This window comes from Acidovorax sp. (genome assembly GCF_021287135.1).
GTDB lineage: Bacteria > Pseudomonadota > Gammaproteobacteria > Burkholderiales > Burkholderiaceae_C > Acidovorax.
Genome location: NZ_JAJTBB010000023.1, coordinates 1 through 17,399, shown reverse-complemented (window position 1 = coordinate 17,399; position 17,399 = coordinate 1). Strand labels below are relative to the sequence as shown.

Below are 17,399 nucleotides of genomic sequence, written 5' to 3'. Positions count from 1 at the left end.
CGAGAAGCCCCGCCATGCACTTGCTTCAACCCGAACTCCATTCCCGCCGCGCCTTCCTGCGGCGCTCCGCGCAGCTGGGGCTGGCAGGCACCGCCCTGCCCTTTGCCCTGAACCTGGCCGCCATGGGCGAAGCCGCGGCCTTTGCCGCGGACGACTACAAAGCCCTGGTCTGCGTGTTCCTCTACGGCGGCAACGACTACGCCAACACCGTGGTCACCTATGACGACGCCAGCTGGAGCCGCTACAGCGCCATCCGCGGCAGCATCGCGCTGCCCAAGGCGTCGCTCACGCCCACGCTGCTCACGCCTGCCACCCCCCTGCCCGACGGCCGCCAGTACGCGCTGCACCCGGCCATGACGGGAATGGCCGGCCTCTTCAACAGCGGCAAGGCCGCCGTGCAGCTCAACGTGGGGCCGCTGGTGGTGCCGCTCACGCGCGCGCAGTACAACAGCCCCGACCGCAAGGCCTTTCCGCTGCCGCCCAAGCTGTTCTCGCACAACGACCAGCAGTCGGTGTGGCAATCGTCCTCGCCCGAAGGCTCCACCGTGGGCTGGGGCGGCAACATCGGCGACCTGGCGCTGTCCTCCAACGGCAATTCGCTGTTCACCTGCATCTCCGTCACGGGCAACGCGGTGTTCCTGTCGGGCGACTCGGCCCTGCAGTACCAGGTGAGCCCCTCGGGCGCCGTGGCGATCAACGGGGTGAAGAACAACGTGTACGGCTCTAGCGCCGTGCGGGGGGCCCTGACGGCGCTGATCCAGCAGCCCAGCAGCCACCTGCTGGAAAACGAATACACCCGCGTGACCGCGCGGGCCGTGGCGTCCGAAGGGCAGATCACCAGCGCACTGGCCAGCACCACCCTGACCACCGCCTTCCCGGCCAACAACCCGCTGGCGGACCAGCTCAAGATGGTGGCCCGCCTCATCGGAGCGCGCAACGGCCTGGGCAGCAAGCGCCAGGTGTTCATGGTGTCGCTGGGCGGGTTCGACCTGCACGACAACCTGATTGCCCAGCAGCCGGGCCTGCTGCAGCGCCTGAGCGACGCGCTGACCGCCTTCTACAGCGCCACGGTGGAACTGGGCGTGGCGGACAAGGTGACGGCCTTCACCGCGTCGGACTTCGGCCGCACGCTCAGCTCCAACGGCGACGGCTCCGACCACGGCTGGGGCAGCCACCACTTCGTGGTGGGCGGCGCCGTCAAGGGCAAGGCCTTCTACGGCAGTGCGCCGCCGGTCAGCGTGGGCAACACCGCCGCGCCGGAAGACCAGTGGCACGTGGGCCAGGGCCGGCTGCTGCCGTCCACTTCGGTGGACCAGTACGCCGCCACCCTGGCCAAGTGGTTCGGCGTGGCCGACGGCGAAATGGCCGGCGTGCTGCCCAACATCGGGCACTTCGGCGCCGCCGCCGGCCGGCCGGACTACCCGACCGACCTGGGGTTTCTGTAAAACCTGACAAGCCGCCGCCCGCCGGGCGCCCAATAATCGGCGCATGAGCACATCCCCAGCCCCCACGGGGCGCCGCCCCCGGGTGGTCATCGTCGGCTGCGGCTTCGGCGGCCTGGAGGCCGCACGGGCCCTGCGCCATGCGGCGGTGGACGTGACGGTGGTCGACAAGGCCAACCACCACCTGTTCCAGCCGCTGCTGTACCAGGTGGCCACGGCCGGCCTGTCCGCACCCGCCATCGCGGCCCCCATCCGCCACCTGTTCCGCCACCAGCCCAACGCCACCGCACTGCTCGGGGAGGTCGCGCGCGTGGACGTGGCCGCACGCATGGTGCACCTGCGGGACGGGCTCGCCCTGCCGTACGACCACCTCATCGTGGCGGCGGGCGCGACGCACAGCTATTTCGGCAACGACCGGTGGGCGCCCTACGCGCCCGGCCTCAAAACGCTGGAGGACGCGTTCGAGATCCGCCGCCGCATCCTGCTGGCGTTCGAGGCCGCCGAGAAGGAGTCCGACCCCCAGCGGCGCGCGGACTGGCTGAACTTCGTGGTGGTGGGCGGCGGGCCGACCGGGGTCGAGATGGCGGGCACGCTGGCCGAGATCGCGCGCCACACCCTGCCGGGCGAGTTCCGCCACATCGACCCGGCCAGCGCCAAGATCATCCTGCTGGAGGGCAGCCCGCGCGTGCTGCAGTCCATGCCCGAAACGCTGAGCCAGCGCGCCCGCGAACAGCTGGAAAAGCTGGGCGTGGACGTGCGGGTGCAGGCCCGCGTCACCGCCATCGACGCAGAGGGTTTGATGGTCCAACCGCCCTCTGGCGCAGATGGGTCGGGCGCGACCAGCTATCAAATCAAGAGCAAATGCATCATCTGGGCGGCGGGCGTGGCGGCCTCGCCGCTGGGCCGCCAGTTGGCCGAGGCCACAGGCTGCACCACCGACCGTGCCGGCCGCGTCGTGGTCGAGCCCGACCTGGCACTGCCCGGTCACCCGGAGATCAGCGTCATCGGCGACCTGGCCGCCGCGCAAAGCCACGTGCCCGGCCAGCCGCCCCGGCCCGTGCCCGGCGTGTCACCGGGCGCCAAGCAGATGGGCCGCGCGGCGGCGGCCAACCTTCTGCGGCGCCTGCAGGGCCAGCCCACGCAGCCGCTGCGCTACCGCGACTACGGCAACCTGGCCACCATCGGCCGCAATTCGGCGGTGGTGGACCTCACCTCGCCCGCCGGGCCGGTGCGGTTCTCAGGCTACTTTGCCTGGCTGTTCTGGCTGTTCGCGCACGTGTACTTTTTGATCGGCTTTCGCAACCGGCTGGTGGTGCTGATGGACTGGGCCTGGGCGTACTGGAGCTTTGCGCGCTCGGCCCGGGTGGTGGCGGGCATGGACGCGCCGGCCACGGCTAGCACTGCCACCGGCACCAGCACAGGGCCGCAGCGCTCCTGACGGGCCCGTGCCGGGCTGGCCTGGGCAGGGCTGCTACCCGCCCAGCTGCTCCAGCCAGGCCGCCAGCTCTTGCGCCACCTGGCCGGTGGCATCGGCCAGCGCGGCCACGCCGCCGGCCGCGTCCGCCGTGCGCGCCGGGGTGCGTACGGTAAAGACGCGCTGGCCGCGCAGGGCCTCGCCGGCCGGGGTCAGGTCCACCACGGTGGCGCGCAGGCGCACCACGCCCGCGCTCTCGGTGGCGCTGGTGAACAGGTGGCTGAACTCCTCCAGCTCCACGCGCAGCACCAGCGGCAGCTTGCCGCCCTGGGCCGGGTCGCGCGCCTGCGCCGCGCCGTCGTCGGCCTTGAGCACGGCCCGGCGCTGGCCCAGGTGCTCGCGCAGGCGCTGCTGCACCAGCTGTGCGGGCGGCTGGCTCCAGCGGGCCTGGCTGTAGGGGCGCAGCTGCTGGGCGTCGGAATACGCCAGCCGGTACAGCACGGCGTTGCTGCCCTCGGGCAGGCCGGGGGCGTCCACGTCGGCCAGCGCCAGCGGCGGCAAGGGAGCGCGGCGGTCGGTGGGCGCGGGGGCCACCACGCCGGGGCCGAAGTCGTACAGCACCGGCCGCGTGGGCGGGCTGGGCAGGGCCGAGCAGCCCGCCAGCAGCAGCAATGCACCCAAAAGGGCTGCAGCGCTTGATGGGCGGGCGCAAGCAGCTATTCTTTTGATAGTTTTCATACAACTCCTCAAGGCGCAAAGCCGGGTTCGCCCGGGCCGGGGGGAATGCGGCCCGAGCCGTAGATGAACAGCTGCGGGTTGTCGGACACGCCGCCGGCGGTGCGGCTGAGCTGCCGGGCCGCGCGCGAGGTGTCGTCGGCCGCACGGTTCATGCGCGGCAGCGTGGTGGTGCTGAACTGGTCGGCCGCGCGCGCCAGCGACTGCGTGCCCAGCGTGATCTGGTCGATGGCGCCGCCCTCGGCGTTCAGGCGCTGCGTGGTCTTGCCCAGGTCGGCCGCCAGGGTGGACACGTTGGTGCCCGCCTGCTGCAGCGTCTGCAGGGTCTTGCGCGCATCGCCGGCCAGCGGCGGCAGCGCGGCCAGGGCAGGGTCCAGCCGCTGGGCCACGGTGGCGTCCAGGCGCTGCGTCAGCGCGTTCACGCTGCCGGCGGCCTGGGCGATGTTGCCGAGCGCTTCGGACAGCTTTTGCTGGTTGCCGTCGCCCAGCACCTGGTTGATGCGCCGCGTGGCCTCCTCCACCTGCGTGAGGATGGCCGGCGCCTGCTCGGCCAGCTTGCCAAAGGGCGAGGGCTTGAGCGGCAGGCGCGGCAGGCCGCTGGGGCCGGGGGGCAGCTCGGGGTAGGGCTTCTCGGCATCGTCCAGCAGGATGTGGGCGAGCCCGGTGACGCCCTGGTAGCCCAGCACGGCAAAGGTGGTGGCGCTGATGGGCGCCTGCTCGTTGACGGCGATGCGGATGAGCACATTGCCGTTGACCTGGGGGTCGAAGCCGATGCGCGTGACCTTGCCCACGGCCACGCCCTTGTAGCGCACGGCGGCCTGGGGCTGCAGGCCGCCCACGCCGTCCTTGGTGGACAGCTCGTACAGCTCGTAGTTGGCGTCGTCGCGCGTGAGCCAGATGGCCAGCCCGGCCAGCATGGCGGCCACCACCAGCACGAAGATGCCTGCAGCCAGCGCGTGGGATTTGTTTTCCATCAGGGGGTTTCCTTGTCAGGCGGCGCCGCCGGTGCGGGCGCCATGGCCCGCTGGCCGCGTTCGCCCAGGAAGAAGTGTTCGATGAACGGATGCTGGAAATGCGCCACCTCGTGCGGCGCGCCGGTGACGATGACCTTCTTGTCGGCCAGCACGGCCACGCGCGTGCTCAGCGCGAACAGGGTGTCCAGGTCGTGCGTGACCATGACCACGGTGAGGCCCAGCGATGCGCGCAGCTCGCGCAGCAGGGCGCAGAAGTCGTCGGAGCTGCTCGGGTCCAGCCCGGCGGTGGGCTCGTCCAGCAGCAGCAGGGGCGGGTCCATGATGAGCGCCCGCGCCAGGGCCACGCGCTTGACCATGCCGCCCGACAGGTCGGCGGGCATGCGGGTGGCGTGCTCGGGCTTGAGCCCCACCATTTGCAGCTTGACCAGGGCCGCATCGCGCACCAGGTCGGGTGGCAGGGTGCCCTGCTCGCGCAGCGCAAACGCCACGTTGTCCAGCACGTTGAAGGCCGAGAACAGCGCGCCGTGCTGGAACAGCATGCCCACGCGGCTGGCCGCGCCCTCGCGCCCCATCTCGGACGCCGGGCGCCCCAGCACCGTCACCGTGCCGCGCGCCGGCTTGGCCAGCCCCAGGATCTGCCGCAGCAGCACCGTCTTGCCCGTGCCCGAGCCCCCCACCAGCGACAGCATCTCGCCCCGCTGCACGCTGAAGTTCAGGTCCTGGTGCACGGTGAAGACCTCGTCGCCCTTGCCGAACTGCGTCCAGAGGCCCTGTACATCCACGATGGGCGGCTCGCCGGGCGCAACGGCGATGTGCTCGGGCTTGGCGATGCGCTCCGTCATGGCCGGCCCCCTTGTTGCGCAACTATGGCCACGGCGGCCGATACCGGCACGGCCCAGCCCAGCGGCCGCCGCGCAAGGGCCGCCCCGCCGCGCTGGCGGCGTCCCCCTTCCCGAATCACGCAGTGATTCGAGAGAAGGGGGAAGGCGCGCAGCGCCACAGGGGGATGCCTCTTCATATCCCTATATTCTTGAACGCGATCGCAAACAGCGCGTCCACGATGATGACCATGGTGATGGACGTGACCACCGACGCCGTGGTGCCCTCGCCCAGGCTTTGCGTATTGGGCTTGACCCGCAGCCCCCAGTGGCAGCCGATGAGCGCAATGAACGCGCCGAACACCACCGACTTGGCCATGGCCAGGCCCAGGTTGCCCACCTTGACGGCCGCCGGCAAGGCCTGCACGAAGTACGCGGGCGAGATGTCCATGGTGAGGTCGGCCGCCAGCATGCCGCCGGCCAGCGCGGCCAGCGTGGTCCACACGCTGATGAGCGGCATGGCCAGCGCCAGCGCCAGCGTGCGCGGCAGCACCAGGCGGAAGCTGTGCGGAATGCCCATCACGCGCATGGCGTCCAGCTCTTCCGTCACGCGCATCACGCCGATCTGCGCCGTGATGGCCGAGCCCGAGCGCCCCGCCACCAGGATGGCCGCGAGCATAGGGCCCAGCTCGCGGATGAGCGAGATGCCCAGGATGTTGACGATGAACGATTCGGCCCCGAACTGGCGCAGCTGCAGGCTCATCAGGTAGGCCAGCACCACGCCGATGAGGAACCCCACCAGCGCCGTGATGGGCAGCGCCGTGGCGCCCATGCGGTACAGGTGGCCCGACACGTCGCGCCACGGCCCCCGCCGCGGCTTGCGCGCCAGGCGGCCCAGGTCCAGCACCAGCTGGCCCACCATTTCGAGCACGTGGCGCGCGTGGTCCAGGCCGTGCAGCACCAGCACCCCCAGGTGGTCCGCCTGCTCGCCCAGCCGCCAGGGTTCGGTGGGCGGTGCCGCGCAGGTGAAGTGGGCCACCCGCTCCAGCATCGTGCGCTGGGCCTCGGTGCAGGCCAGCTGGGCGGGCCAGGCATGCTGCCAGTGGTTCCACAGCAGCTGCGCGCCCACATGGTCCAGCCACTGCAGCTCGCGCAGGTCCCACGCCAGCGTGGGGCTGGCCGGGTGGCTGCGCAGCTGGCCGGCCACGGCCTTCCACTGGGCCTCGGTCCCCAGCTCGGCCGCGCCCCAGCGCCCACGCAGCTGCGCACACGGCCCCTGGGGCGTGTCGGTGCGGACAACAAGGTGCGGAGCGAGGTCGGTCATGGGGGTGGGCAGTGCGGGCGCGCCGCCAAGCAAGGCACGCAGGCAATGCGAGCGTGCATGGTAACGGAGCGCAACGGCTCGGGCCCGTCAGACAGCAGCCCGCCAAGCACAGCCGCAACGCCGCCGCGTGCAATTATTATCAAAATGGCCGCTGGCGCAACACTGGCAAGCGCAAACAGCTATTGAAAATATAGCAAGCAGGGCTCTCCCTCTCGACAGGGTCGGCCCAACCCGCACAATGGCCCGCGACCCTGGCACAGCTGTTCGTCCCTTTTTTCCCTTTCTTCCCCGGCCCATGAGCGACACCACGTTTGACACCATCATCATCGGCGGCGGCACGGCAGGCGCCCTGCTGGCCAACCGCCTGAGCGCCGACAGCGGCCACCGCGTGCTGCTCATCGAGGCCGGGCGCAAGGACGACTACCACTGGATCCACATCCCCGTCGGCTACCTGTACTGCATCGGCAACCCGCGCACCGACTGGCTCTACCAGACCGAGCCCGACGCGGGCCTGAACGGCCGCCAGCTGCGCTACCCGCGCGGCAAGACGCTGGGCGGCTGCAGCAGCATCAACGGCATGATCTACATGCGCGGCCAGGCCCGCGACTACGACCAGTGGGCCGAGCTGACCGGCGACGCCACCTGGCGCTGGGACAACGCGCTGCCCTACTTCCGCCGCCACGAGGACCACTGGCGCCTGGACCGGCCCGAGGGCGCCAGCGAACACTTCAAGCGCCTGCACGGCAACAAGGCCACCGGCAGCACCGGCGAGTGGCGCGTGGAAAAGCAGCGCCTGCGCTGGGACGTGCTGGACGCCTTCGCCCAGGCGGCGCAGCAGGCCGGCATCCCCGCCACCGACGACTTCAACAGCGGCAGCAACGAGGGCGTGGGCTACTTCGAGGTGAACCAGAAAAGCGGCTGGCGCTGGAACACGGCCAAGGCCTTCCTGCGGCCCACCTGCTACGGTCGCCCCAACTTCGAGCTGTGGACCAGCGCGCACGCCGCCAAGCTGGTGCTCGAAAAGCAGGCCGACGGCAGCACGCGCTGCACCGGCGTGCAGGTGTGGGACGGCCGGGAGATGGTCACGGCGCACGCCATGGGCGAGGTCGTCCTGAGCGCGGGCGCCATCAACTCGCCGCAGCTGCTGCAGCTCTCGGGCATCGGCCCCGCCGCGCTGCTGCGCCAGCACGGCATCGACGTGGCGGTGGACCTGCCGGGCGTGGGGGCCAACCTGCAAGACCACCTGCAGATCCGGGCGGTGTTCAAGGTGAACGGCGTGCCCACGCTCAACGCACTGGCCAGCTCGCTCTGGGGCAAGGCCAAGATCGGGCTCGAATACGCGATGAAGCGCAGCGGCCCCATGAGCATGGCGCCGTCGCAGCTGGGCGCCTTCACCCGCAGCAGCCCCGGCCAGCCGTACCCGAACATCGAGTACCACGTGCAGCCGCTGTCGCTCGACGCCTTCGGCGACCCGCTGCACAGCTTTCCCGCGTTCACGGCCAGCGTGTGCAACCTCAACCCCACCAGCCGCGGCACGGTGACCATCAAGAGCCCGGACTTCCGTGCCGCCCCGGCCATCGCGCCCAACTACCTTTCCACCCCCGAAGACCGCCAGGTGGCCGCCGACAGCCTGCGCGTGACGCGCCGCATCGTGGCCCAGCCCGCGCTGGCCCGGTACCAGCCGCAGGAGTGGAAGCCCGGCGTGCAGTTTGAAAGCGACGAGGACCTGGCGCGCCTGGCCGGCGACATTGCCACCACCATCTTCCATCCCGTGGGCACCACCCAGATGGGGCGCGACAGCGACCCGATGGCCGTGCTCGATGCGCAGCTGCGCGTGCGCGACGGGCGCGGCGGTGTGGTGGCGGGCCTGCGCGTGGTGGATGCGGGCGCCATGCCCCGCATCACCAGCGGCAACACCAACTCGCCCACGCTGATGATTGCGGAGAAGGCGGCGGAGTGGATCCTGGCCGCGCGGCGCGCGCGGTGATTGCGGGCCTTTCGCCCGGCCAGACCCGTCAGCGGATGCCGCCCACGTAGCGCGGTGCTTCGGGCGCTGGCGGGGACGGAGGCGCAGGTGTTGCGCGCTGGCGCACGGCCTGCGCGGCGGCGTCCAGCAAAGGCCGGCGGGGCGCGGCGGCGGGCGTGGCCAGTAGCGCGTGCTCCAGCCGGTCGGCCCATTCCGCCAGCTCGGGCGCGTTGTCCTCGCGCGCACGCTGGCGCGCAAAGCGCACCACCTCCTGCGCATATTCGGCGTTGGCCGCCATCCATTCGGTGTCGGTCACGCGCCCGGTCTTGCGGCGCAGCAGCACGTGCAGGTGGGCCGCAATGGCGAGCTTGTCGGGGTCGGACATGGGGCGGACTCCTTGTCGCTAGGGGACAGACGCATCTGGCAAAACAAACGTGGGGGCGGACCCTATCCGCCCAGGCGCTCCCGGTGCTGCGCGATATCGAGGCCGGTCTGCTCGCTCTGCTCGTCCACGCGCAGGCCCATGGCAAAGTTGACCGCCCACAGCAGCACCGCCGTGACCGCCAGGCTGTACAGGGCCACGGCGCCGGTGCCCAGCGCCTGGGTCAGCAGGTCGCCCTGCACGCCGCCCACAGTGCGGCTGGCCAGCACACCCGTGAGCAGCGAGCCCACGATGCCGCCGATGCCGTGCACGCCAAAGACGTCCAGGGAGTCGTCCACGCGCAGCAGCCGCTTGAGCCCCGTGGCGCCCCAGTAGCACGCCAGCCCGGCCGCCACGCCGATCACCACCGCCGAGCGCAGCGTGACAAACCCCGCCGCGGGCGTGATGGCGACCAGCCCCGCCACGAGGCCGGAGCACAGCCCGAGCAGCGAAGGGCGGCCGCGGACAATCCATTCGCCCATCATCCAGGACAGCGCCCCGGCCGCCGCCGCCACGTGCGTGACGGCCATGGCCAGGCCGGCACGTCCGTCGGCCGCCACGGCCGAGCCCGCGTTGAACCCGAACCACCCCACCCAGAGCATGCCGGCACCCGCCATGGTGAGGCCCAGGCTGTAGGGCTCGAAAGCCTCGCGCCCGTAGCCCGTGCGCCGGCCCAGGAACGCCGCGCACACCAGCCCCGCCACCCCGGCGTTCACGTGCACCACCGAGCCCCCGGCAAAGTCCAGCGCACCCAGACGCGCGAGCCAGCCGCCCGGCTCCCACACCCAGTGCGCCACGGGCGCATACACCAGCAGCGTCCACAGGCCGATGAACACCAGCATGGCGGAAAAGCGCATGCGCTCGACCAGCGCGCCCACCAGCAGCGCGGCCGTGATCACCGCGAAGCTGAGCTGGAACATGGCGTACACCGACTCTGGAATGCGCGGCGCCACGTGGCTCACCGCCACCTTGCCGCCCGCCAGGTCGAAGTCCAGCCCGGAAAAGCCCGCCCGCTCCCACCCGCCCAGCCAGGCGCTGCCCGGCGTGAACGCCAGCGAGTAGCCCGCGCCGAACCACAGCAGGCTGACCAGCGCGGCAATGGCGACCACGCTGGCCATGGTGTTGAGCACGTTCTTGCGGCGCACCATGCCCGCATAGAACAGGGCGATGCCCGGCAGCGTCATGAGCAGCACCAGCGCCGTGGAGGTCATCATCCACGCCGTGTCGGCGGCATTGAGCGCCGCCTGCTCCACCACGGCCGGGCGGCTCGGAGCCGCCACCGCCAACGCCCCTTCGGGCACCGCCTGCGCCAACGCGCTGGCGCCAACGCACCCCCACAGCCAGACGGCCGCCATCCACCGGCTTGTTGCCCGCATGAAGTCTCCCCTCGGCGAAATAGGCTGCGCTTTGCACGAGACGTGCCAGCCCCAAACCCGGCCTGGGCACCTTGGCAGCCCCCAGCGGCGCCCCACACGGGGGCGGGAAACCCCCAATGCACCACCGCAGTGCAACCGTTACAGTGATGCCACTCGAAAGCGCGCTTCGGTGTGCCAAGCGAGGGGCCGAGGAGACAACCTTTCTACCAATAACCCAATATTCCAAGCATCCAACGAGATGCACATTTTTCAGGCGCTGGCGATCCCAGCGCCTTTTTCTTTTGGGGGGCCGCGCCAGCGGCCTGCCCCGCTGCCGCCAGTTCCTGAATCGATAGCACCCAGGGTGCGAAAATGCTGCGATGGAATGGATTTTGATGACCCTTGCGTCGCTGCTGGCGGGCTTTGTGGACGCCATCGTCGGTGGCGGCGGCCTCGTGATGGTGCCGGCCCTGTTCGCGGCGTTTCCCAGTGCCCCGCCGGCCACCCTGCTGGGCACGAACAAGGCGGCGTCGGTGTGGGGCACGGCCATGGCCACCTGGCAGTACAGCCGCAGGGTGCAGATCCGCTGGCCGGCCCTGCTGCCGGCCGCGCTGGCCGGGTTTGCCGGCGCGTTCGCCGGGGCGTGGGCGGTCACGGTGATGTCGGGGGAGTTCCTGCGCAAGCTGCTGCCGCTGGTGCTGCTGGCCGTGCTGCTCTACACCCTGGCCAAGAAGGACCTGGGGCGCCACCACACCCCGCGCTTTGCGGGCCGGGCCGAGGTGCTGGCGGCCAGCCTCATCGGGGTGCTGATCGGCTTCTACGACGGGTTCTTCGGGCCCGGCACGGGCAGCTTCTTCGTGTTTCTGTTCGTGCGGCTGCTGGGCTACGACTTTCTCAATGCCTCGGCGTCCGCGAAGCTGCTCAACTGCGCCACCAACGTGGCGGCCATCGTGCTGTTTGCGGCCAAGGGCCATGTGTGGTGGCATTTCGCGGTGACGCTGGCGGTGGCGAACGTGGTGGGCAGCCTGCTGGGCACGCACCTGGCGCTCAAGCACGGCACGGGCTTCGTGCGGGCCATCTTCATCGCCGTAGTGGGCACGCTGATTCTCAAGACAGGCTATGACGCCTTCCTGCGCTGACCGGAACCGCCGCGCGCGGTGGCACTGTCCTTGCAACCCGGGGCAAGGGCCTACCACCGGCACAGGGCGAGGTCATCGGGGTTGCCCTGCATGGCCCCCCGGCGAACGCGCACCCTATAATTTCTGCGCATTTCCGTTTGATGACGAGACCCATCGCTGATGGCGATGCCTGAATCACCGCTCCGGCTTGCCTACCCTGCATGCCGGTTTTTTTGTACCTGAACCACCCCCGCAGGAACCTGCCATGAAGTTTTTCAAGTCCGCCGTTGTTACCGCCGTGGCGCTGTGCGCCGCCCTTGCCGTCCAGGCCCGCACGCTGGATGAGATCAAGAAGGACGGCAAGATCATCGTGGCCACCGAAGGCCAGTTTGCCCCGTTCAACTTCTTCGAGGGCACCAAGCTCACCGGTTTCGAGGTGGAAGTGGCCGAGCTGGTGGTCAAGAAGATGGGCCTGAAGCTGGAGTGGAAGACACTGGGCTTCGACGCCCTGCTCACCGGCCTGGGCCAGAACCGCTGGGATGCCGTGATCGCCTCGCACGGCGTGACGGAAGAGCGTGCCAAGGCCGTCACCTTTGCCGCGCCCCACTACTGCTCGGGCGGCATCATCGTGGCCATGGACGACAAGATCCGCAACGCCAAGGACCTGGCCGGCAAGGTGGTGGCCGTGCAGACGGGCACCAGCTACCTGGAGCAGGTGAAAAAGGTCAGCGGCGTGAAGGAAGTGAAGAACTTCCCGCAGGACACCGACGCCCAGCGCGCCCTGATCTCCAAGCGCGTGGACGCCTGGGTGAGCGACAAGTTCGTGGCCAAGGAGGCCGCCGCCAAGAACGCGAAGGCGGGCTTCAAGCTGGGCGACATGCTGTTCATCGAGCGCATCGCGCCGGCCATGGCCAAGGGCAACACTGGCCTGGCCGACGCCTGGAACAAGGCCTTTGCAGAAGTGCTGGCAGATGGCAGCTACACCGCCGTTTCCAAGAAGTACTTCAACGAGGACGTGCGCTGCAACTGATGTGATGGCCCCTGGGGTGCGCAGACGGCTCAGGCCTGCTGCGCACCCTTGCCGTTTCTGGTGGCGAGCGCATGATCGCCCGGCCACCGGTCCGATTTCCAACCAAGACCTCCGGGTCGTCTGATCCATGCTTCTCGCTCTTTGGCCACAAAGCTGGTCCCGGCAGCAGCGCAGCAATGCCACGCTGGTGGCGGCCCTGGTGCTGATGGTGCTGGCCCTGGCGCTGCTGGGCCACCTGCTGTCGTACCTCCCCGACCCCATCGGCCCCAACGCCCAGGCGTTCTCGGAAGGGGCGCGCACCACGCTGTGGCTCACGCTGGTCAGCGGCGCCGTGGGGCTGGTGCTGGGCACCGCCGCCGCCCTGGCGCGCACGGCCCGCTGGGTGCCCCTGCGCTGGGTGGCCGGCGTGTACATCTGGGCCATCCGCGGTACGCCGCTCCTGGTGCAGATCCTGTTTGTGTACTTTGCCCTGCCCGTGCTGGTGCCAGGGCTGAACCTGCCCGACTTCGCCGCCGCCGTGGTGGCCCTGGGGCTGAACGTGGGCGCCTACAACGCCGAGGCGCTGCGCGCCGGCCTGCTGGCCGTGCCCCGCGGGCAGACCGAGGCCGCCAAGGCGCTGGGCCTGGGCCGCATGCATGTGTTCCTGGACGTGGTGTTCCCGCAGGCGTTCAAGATCTCGCTGCCACCGCTGGTGAGCAACTTCGTGGCGCTGCTCAAGGACTCCTCGCTGGCCTACGCCATCGGCGTGGTGGAGCTGACCAATGTGGGCAACCGCATCCAGTCGGCCACCTTCCAGCCCATTGCCACGCTGACCACCGTGGCCATCACCTATCTGCTGCTGACGACCCTGGTGACGCAGATCTCCAACGCGGTCGAGTACCGCTTCGACGTGGAGGGCCGCAACCGATGAACCCCCAGGTTCCCCCCAAGCCCTACATCGTGGCCGAGCATGTGTGCAAGTCGTTCGGCACGCACCAGGTGCTCAAGGATGTCTCCACCGTGTTCCACACGGGCGAGGTCACCGTGATCATCGGCGCATCCGGCTCGGGCAAGAGCACCCTGCTGCGCGCCATCAACCGCCTGGAGCCGCACGACAGCGGGCGCATCACCATCGACGGCGTGGAGGTGAGCGACGACCACGCCACACTGCAGCGCCAGCGCTGCGAGGTGGGCATGGTGTTCCAGCAGTTCAACCTGTTCGGCCACATGAGCGTGCTGGACAACGTGACGCTGGCGCCGCGCCGCATCCGCCACACGCCGCGCCCGCAAGCCAACGACGAGGCCCTGCAGCTGCTGCGGCGCGTGGGCATGCAGGACCACGCGCACAAGTACCCCTGGCAGCTCTCGGGCGGGCAGCAGCAGCGGGTGGCCATTGCGCGGGCGCTGGCCATGCAGCCCAAGGTCATGCTGTTTGACGAGCCCACCTCGGCGCTGGACCCGGAGATGGTCAAGGAAGTGCTGGACGTGATGCGCAGCCTGGCGCGCGGCGGCATGACCATGATCGTGGTCACCCACGAAATGGGCTTTGCGCGCGAGGTGGCCGACCGGGTGATGTTCTTCGACCAGGGCCGCATCGCGCACGATGCGGCGCCGCAGGAGTTCTTCGGCAACCCGGCCAGCGACCGCATCCGGGCGTTCCTGGGGCAGGTGAGCCACTGACGCGGTGCGAAGCGCCGCAGCGCAGAGGCCGCCGGGCAACCGGCGGCCCTTTTTCTTTGAACAGGTTCTTATGGGTTTGGGGAATTTTTCCGATGCGTACTGAACGCTGGGGCCTGGCAGCCCTGCTGGCCGTGACCGTGGTGTGGGGCACCACCTTCCCGGCCATGAAACTGCTGTCGGCCCACCTCGATGCGCTGCAGATCATCTGGCTGCGCTTCGCGATCGCGCTGGTGGTGCTGGCGCCGCTGTGGCGCGGCATGCTGCCGCACGAGCGCCGCTGGGGCTGCGCGCTGGGCCTGCTGCTGTTCCTGGCGTTCTGGCTGCAGATCGAGGGGCTGGCGCGCACCAGCAGCAACCGCAATGCCTTCGTCACCGGGCTGAACGTGCTGGTGGTGCCGCTGATCGCCATGGCCGCGCTGGGCCGGCGCTACGGCTGGCGGCTGTGGGCGGCCTGCGCCATGGCCTGCGCCGGCATGGCGCTGATGTTCCACGAGAACGAGCCCTGGAACCTGGGCGATACGCTGACACTGGCCAGCACGGTGTTCTACGCCCTGTACATCCTGGCGCTGGAAGAATGCGCGCGCCGCACGGCAGCGCAGCCGCTGCGGGCCACGCGCATGGCCGCCGCGCAGGCCACCGTGATGGCGCTGGCGTCCACCGCCCTGCTGCTGGCGCGCGACGGCGGCATGGGCTGGCTGCGCACGGCGGGCGAACTGCCCGCGGACGCGCTGCTGGCACTGCTCTACCTGGGCCTGCTGGCCAGCGTGGTGGTGGTGACGCTGCAGGCCTGGGGCCAGCAGCGGGTGGACGCGCTGCGCAGCGCCATCGTGTTCGGCCTGGAGCCGGTGTTCGCCGCGCTCACGGCCTGGGTGCTGCTGGGCGAGCGGCTGGGCTGGGCGGGGATCGGTGGCGCATCGTTGATCGTCGGGGCCCTGGTGTTCAGCCAGATCCAGCCGGCACCAAGCACCGGCAAACCGGTTTGAATCAAATACGGCCCTGGCGCTTATCCAGCAAGCGCAAGCAGCTATTATTTATATAGCAAACTCACGGCGCCGCCAGCGGCACCTCGCTGACCTTGCGGGGCTTGCCGATGGGGGCTGAGGCCTGGCCTTTCTGCACGGCCGCCAGGTCTTCCTCGCTGGGGTACTCGCCCAGCAGCCAGTAGTCGAACACCCGGCGGGCGATGGGCGCGGCGTGGGCGGCGCCAAAGCCGGCGTTCTCGACGATGGCGGCCAGGGCGATGGTGGGGTTCTCGGCCGGGGCGAACGCCGCGAACAGCGAGTGGTCGCGCTGGTGTTCTTCCAGCGCCTTGGCGTTGTACTTGACGTTCTGCCCCAGGCTCACCGCCTGGGCGGTGCCGGTCTTGCCCGCCGAGGTGTAGGGCGCGCCGGCAAACACGCGCGTGCCCGTTCCGCCCTTGTTCACCGCCACGAGCGCGTTGCGCACGATCTCGACATTGCGTGCCAGGTAGCCCAGGTTCTCGCCCGGCGGCTGCTCGATGTCGGTCACCACCCCGGTCACGGCATTTCGCACGGCCTTGGCCAGGTGCGGGCGGTAGCGGGTGCCGCCGTTGGCCAGCGTGGCTTCGGCCAGCGCGAGCTGCAGCATGGTGAAGTTGTTGTAGCCCTGGCCAATGCCCAGCGACACGGTTTCGCCCGGAAACCACCGCTTCATGTCGGCGCGCTTGTAGGTGTTGCGCTTCCATTCGGTGCTGGGCAGCACGCCGCGCACCTCGCCGTTGAGGTCGATGCCCGTGGACTGGCCGAAGCCCAGCGGCTTCATGAAGTCGTGGATGGTGTCCACGCCCATGTCCACCGCCAGCGAATAGAAATACGTGTTGCTCGAAAACTGGATCGCGCGGTGCATGTCCACCGCTCCCAGGCCCCCTTCGTGGCTGCGGAAGGTGTGTCCGCCAAAGGTGTAGAAGCCGGGGTCGTTCATCACCAGACTGGGCGAGCGCTTGCCCAGCTGCAGCGCCGCCAGCGCCATGAACGGCTTGTAGGTGGAACCCGGGGGGTAGGTGCCGCGCAGCGCGCGGTTGAGCAGCGGCTTGTCGATGGACTCGTTGAGCGCCGTCCAGTTCTCCACGTCGATGCCTTCCACGAACAGGTTGGGATCGAAGGTGGGCTTGCTCACCAGGGCCAGGATTTCGCCGTTGCGCGGGTCGATGGCCACCAGCGCGCCGCGGCGGTTGCCGTACATGTCCTCGATGAGCTTTTGCAGCTTGATGTCGATGGACAGCATCACGCTGTCGCCCGGCGTGGCCGCGTGGCTGGAGAGCTTGCGCACCGCGCGGCCGCCTGCCGAGGTCTCCATCTGCTCCACGCCCGTGGTGCCGTGCAGGGCGCTCTCGAAGCTCTGCTCGACGCCCAGCTTGCCGATGTACTCCGTGCCCCGGTAGTTGGCCTCGTCCTCCGAGTCCTGGATGCGGGCCTTCTCGGTCTGGTTGATGCGGCCGATGTAGCCGATGGCATGGCTGGCCACCTCGCCCAGCGGGTAGTTGCGAAAGAGCCGCGCCTTGATGTCCACGCCCGGGAAGCGGTAGCGCTGGGCCGTAAAGCGCGCCACCTCCTGGTCGGTCAGGCGCGTGCGGATGGGCAGCGACTCAAAATTGCGCGATTCCTCCATGAGCCGCTTGAAGCGGCGGCGGTCGCGGGCCTGGATCTCGACCACCTTGGACAGTTCATCGATCGTCTCGTCCAGCGTGCCGGCCCGCGACGGCGTGATCTCCAGCGTGTAGGCCGAGTAGTTGGTGGCCAGCACCACCCCGTTGCGGTCCAGGATGAGCCCCCGGTTGGGCACGATGGGCACCACGGCCGTGCGGTTGCTTTCGGCCTGGGCAGCCAGGTCCTCATGGCGCACCACCTGCAGGTACACCAGGCGTGCCGCCACCAGGCAGAACGCTGCCATCACCACCAAGCCCACCACCACGGCGCGGACCCGGAATCGCGAGGCGTCGGCTTCGCTGCTGCGCACCTCGGTCATGCGTGAACTCCCGGGCGCCACACGGACGCAGAAGACCGCGCCACAGGCGCAGCCCAGCAAAACGACGCGAAGCAGCTCACACGGTGCGTCATGTCACAAAGGCCGGTTCTGGTCGCTGTCAGGCGGCCGGCGCTGGGGCGCCAGCAGCACCCAGCTGG

The 17,399-nt window shown here is 69.8% G+C and carries 15 protein-coding genes; 8 read left to right on the top strand and 7 right to left on the bottom strand.

Translation table 11 applies throughout. The annotated features are described in order from the left end of the window. Nucleotides 1-14 precede the first annotated feature (14 nt). Together LWW96_RS06600 and LWW96_RS06595 are read left to right on the top strand one after the other, a co-directional pair. Nucleotides 15-1,445 (top strand): DUF1501 domain-containing protein, encoded by a 1,431-nt coding sequence (locus tag LWW96_RS06600; RefSeq protein WP_291485247.1) that lies wholly within the window; start codon nt 15-17, stop codon nt 1,443-1,445. 43 nt (nt 1,446-1,488) lie between these two features. Further along, a complete protein-coding gene (locus tag LWW96_RS06595) occupies nt 1,489-2,880 on the top strand; it encodes an NAD(P)/FAD-dependent oxidoreductase (protein WP_291485245.1) in 1,392 nt (463 codons plus the stop codon). Nucleotides 2,881-2,913: 33 nt separating this feature from the next. On the opposite strand, the gene LWW96_RS06590 is transcribed toward LWW96_RS06595, so the two are convergent. The 4 genes from LWW96_RS06590 to LWW96_RS06575 form a co-directional block, all read right to left on the bottom strand. After that, nucleotides 2,914-3,594: an ABC-type transport auxiliary lipoprotein family protein gene (locus LWW96_RS06590; protein WP_291485243.1), complete on the bottom strand. Its 681-nt coding sequence runs from the start codon at nt 3,592-3,594 to the stop codon at nt 2,914-2,916. Between the two features lie 8 nt (nt 3,595-3,602). Further along, nucleotides 3,603-4,565, bottom strand: coding sequence for an MlaD family protein (locus LWW96_RS06585; protein ID WP_291485241.1), 963 nt, complete (start codon nt 4,563-4,565; stop codon nt 3,603-3,605). After that, nucleotides 4,565-5,407, bottom strand: coding sequence for an ATP-binding cassette domain-containing protein (locus LWW96_RS06580; RefSeq protein WP_291485239.1), 843 nt, complete (start codon nt 5,405-5,407; stop codon nt 4,565-4,567). The genes LWW96_RS06585 and LWW96_RS06580 overlap by 1 nt, the downstream gene beginning before the upstream one ends. A 172-nt stretch (nt 5,408-5,579) precedes the next feature. Further along, the gene (locus LWW96_RS06575; protein WP_291485236.1) at nt 5,580-6,707 is read right to left on the bottom strand and encodes an ABC transporter permease; all 1,128 of its coding nucleotides are present in this window, start codon (nt 6,705-6,707) and stop codon (nt 5,580-5,582) included. 295 nt (nt 6,708-7,002) lie between these two features. Here LWW96_RS06575 and LWW96_RS06570 point away from each other — a divergent pair, with 295 nt between their 5' ends. After that, nucleotides 7,003-8,694, top strand: a complete 1,692-nt coding sequence (locus LWW96_RS06570; protein WP_291485234.1) for a GMC family oxidoreductase N-terminal domain-containing protein — start codon at nt 7,003-7,005, stop codon at nt 8,692-8,694. 28 nt (nt 8,695-8,722) lie between these two features. On the opposite strand, the gene LWW96_RS06565 is transcribed toward LWW96_RS06570, so the two are convergent. Both LWW96_RS06565 and LWW96_RS06560 read right to left on the bottom strand, forming a co-directional pair. Then, nucleotides 8,723-9,058 (bottom strand): hypothetical protein, encoded by a 336-nt coding sequence (locus tag LWW96_RS06565; protein ID WP_291485232.1) that lies wholly within the window; start codon nt 9,056-9,058, stop codon nt 8,723-8,725. Nucleotides 9,059-9,120: 62 nt separating this feature from the next. After that, a complete protein-coding gene (locus LWW96_RS06560; protein ID WP_291485230.1) occupies nt 9,121-10,470 on the bottom strand; it encodes an ammonium transporter in 1,350 nt (449 codons plus the stop codon). Between the two features lie 359 nt (nt 10,471-10,829). On the opposite strand from LWW96_RS06560, the gene LWW96_RS06555 reads away from it, so the two are divergent. The 5 genes from LWW96_RS06555 (at nt 10,830) to LWW96_RS06535 (ending at nt 15,239) form a co-directional block, all read left to right on the top strand. Continuing rightward, on the top strand, nt 10,830-11,588 hold the full coding sequence (locus LWW96_RS06555) for a TSUP family transporter (protein WP_291485228.1): 759 nt from the start codon (nt 10,830-10,832) through the stop codon (nt 11,586-11,588). A gap of 244 nt (nt 11,589-11,832) precedes the next feature. Then, complete coding sequence (locus LWW96_RS06550; RefSeq protein ID WP_291485226.1) at nt 11,833-12,597, top strand: ABC transporter substrate-binding protein; 765 nt, start codon at nt 11,833-11,835, stop codon at nt 12,595-12,597. Nucleotides 12,598-12,724: 127 nt separating this feature from the next. Beyond that, entirely contained in the window at nt 12,725-13,507 is a 783-nt protein-coding gene (locus LWW96_RS06545) for an amino acid ABC transporter permease (RefSeq protein ID WP_291485224.1), read from the top strand. Next, entirely contained in the window at nt 13,504-14,256 is a 753-nt protein-coding gene (locus LWW96_RS06540) for an amino acid ABC transporter ATP-binding protein (RefSeq protein ID WP_291485222.1), read from the top strand. Before LWW96_RS06545 ends, LWW96_RS06540 begins: the two co-directional genes overlap by 4 nt. 92 nt (nt 14,257-14,348) lie before the next feature. Then, nucleotides 14,349-15,239, top strand: coding sequence for a DMT family transporter (locus LWW96_RS06535; RefSeq protein ID WP_291485220.1), 891 nt, complete (start codon nt 14,349-14,351; stop codon nt 15,237-15,239). Nucleotides 15,240-15,300: 61 nt separating this feature from the next. On the opposite strand, the gene mrdA is transcribed toward LWW96_RS06535, so the two are convergent. After that, a complete protein-coding gene (gene mrdA, locus LWW96_RS06530; protein WP_291485218.1) occupies nt 15,301-17,241 on the bottom strand; it encodes a penicillin-binding protein 2 in 1,941 nt (646 codons plus the stop codon). Nucleotides 17,242-17,399: the final 158 nt, after the last annotated feature.

What these genes read in the sequence shown, in the direction of transcription:
- LWW96_RS06600 (WP_291485247.1), top strand. Translation starts at nt 15, where the DNA reads ATGCACTTGCTTCAACCCGAACTCCATTCCCGCCGCGCCTTCCTGCGG.
- LWW96_RS06595 (WP_291485245.1), top strand. Translation starts at nt 1,489, where the DNA reads ATGAGCACATCCCCAGCCCCCACGGGGCGCCGCCCCCGGGTGGTCATC.
- LWW96_RS06590 (WP_291485243.1), bottom strand. Translation starts at nt 3,594, where the DNA reads ATGAAAACTATCAAAAGAATAGCTGCTTGCGCCCGCCCATCAAGCGCT.
- LWW96_RS06585 (WP_291485241.1), bottom strand. Translation starts at nt 4,565, where the DNA reads ATGGAAAACAAATCCCACGCGCTGGCTGCAGGCATCTTCGTGCTGGTG.
- LWW96_RS06580 (WP_291485239.1), bottom strand. Translation starts at nt 5,407, where the DNA reads ATGACGGAGCGCATCGCCAAGCCCGAGCACATCGCCGTTGCGCCCGGC.
- LWW96_RS06575 (WP_291485236.1), bottom strand. Translation starts at nt 6,707, where the DNA reads ATGACCGACCTCGCTCCGCACCTTGTTGTCCGCACCGACACGCCCCAG.
- LWW96_RS06570 (WP_291485234.1), top strand. Translation starts at nt 7,003, where the DNA reads ATGAGCGACACCACGTTTGACACCATCATCATCGGCGGCGGCACGGCA.
- LWW96_RS06565 (WP_291485232.1), bottom strand. Translation starts at nt 9,058, where the DNA reads ATGTCCGACCCCGACAAGCTCGCCATTGCGGCCCACCTGCACGTGCTG.
- LWW96_RS06560 (WP_291485230.1), bottom strand. Translation starts at nt 10,470, where the DNA reads ATGCGGGCAACAAGCCGGTGGATGGCGGCCGTCTGGCTGTGGGGGTGC.
- LWW96_RS06555 (WP_291485228.1), top strand. Translation starts at nt 10,830, where the DNA reads ATGGAATGGATTTTGATGACCCTTGCGTCGCTGCTGGCGGGCTTTGTG.
- LWW96_RS06550 (WP_291485226.1), top strand. Translation starts at nt 11,833, where the DNA reads ATGAAGTTTTTCAAGTCCGCCGTTGTTACCGCCGTGGCGCTGTGCGCC.
- LWW96_RS06545 (WP_291485224.1), top strand. Translation starts at nt 12,725, where the DNA reads ATGCTTCTCGCTCTTTGGCCACAAAGCTGGTCCCGGCAGCAGCGCAGC.
- LWW96_RS06540 (WP_291485222.1), top strand. Translation starts at nt 13,504, where the DNA reads ATGAACCCCCAGGTTCCCCCCAAGCCCTACATCGTGGCCGAGCATGTG.
- LWW96_RS06535 (WP_291485220.1), top strand. Translation starts at nt 14,349, where the DNA reads ATGCGTACTGAACGCTGGGGCCTGGCAGCCCTGCTGGCCGTGACCGTG.
- mrdA (WP_291485218.1), bottom strand. Translation starts at nt 17,241, where the DNA reads ATGACCGAGGTGCGCAGCAGCGAAGCCGACGCCTCGCGATTCCGGGTC.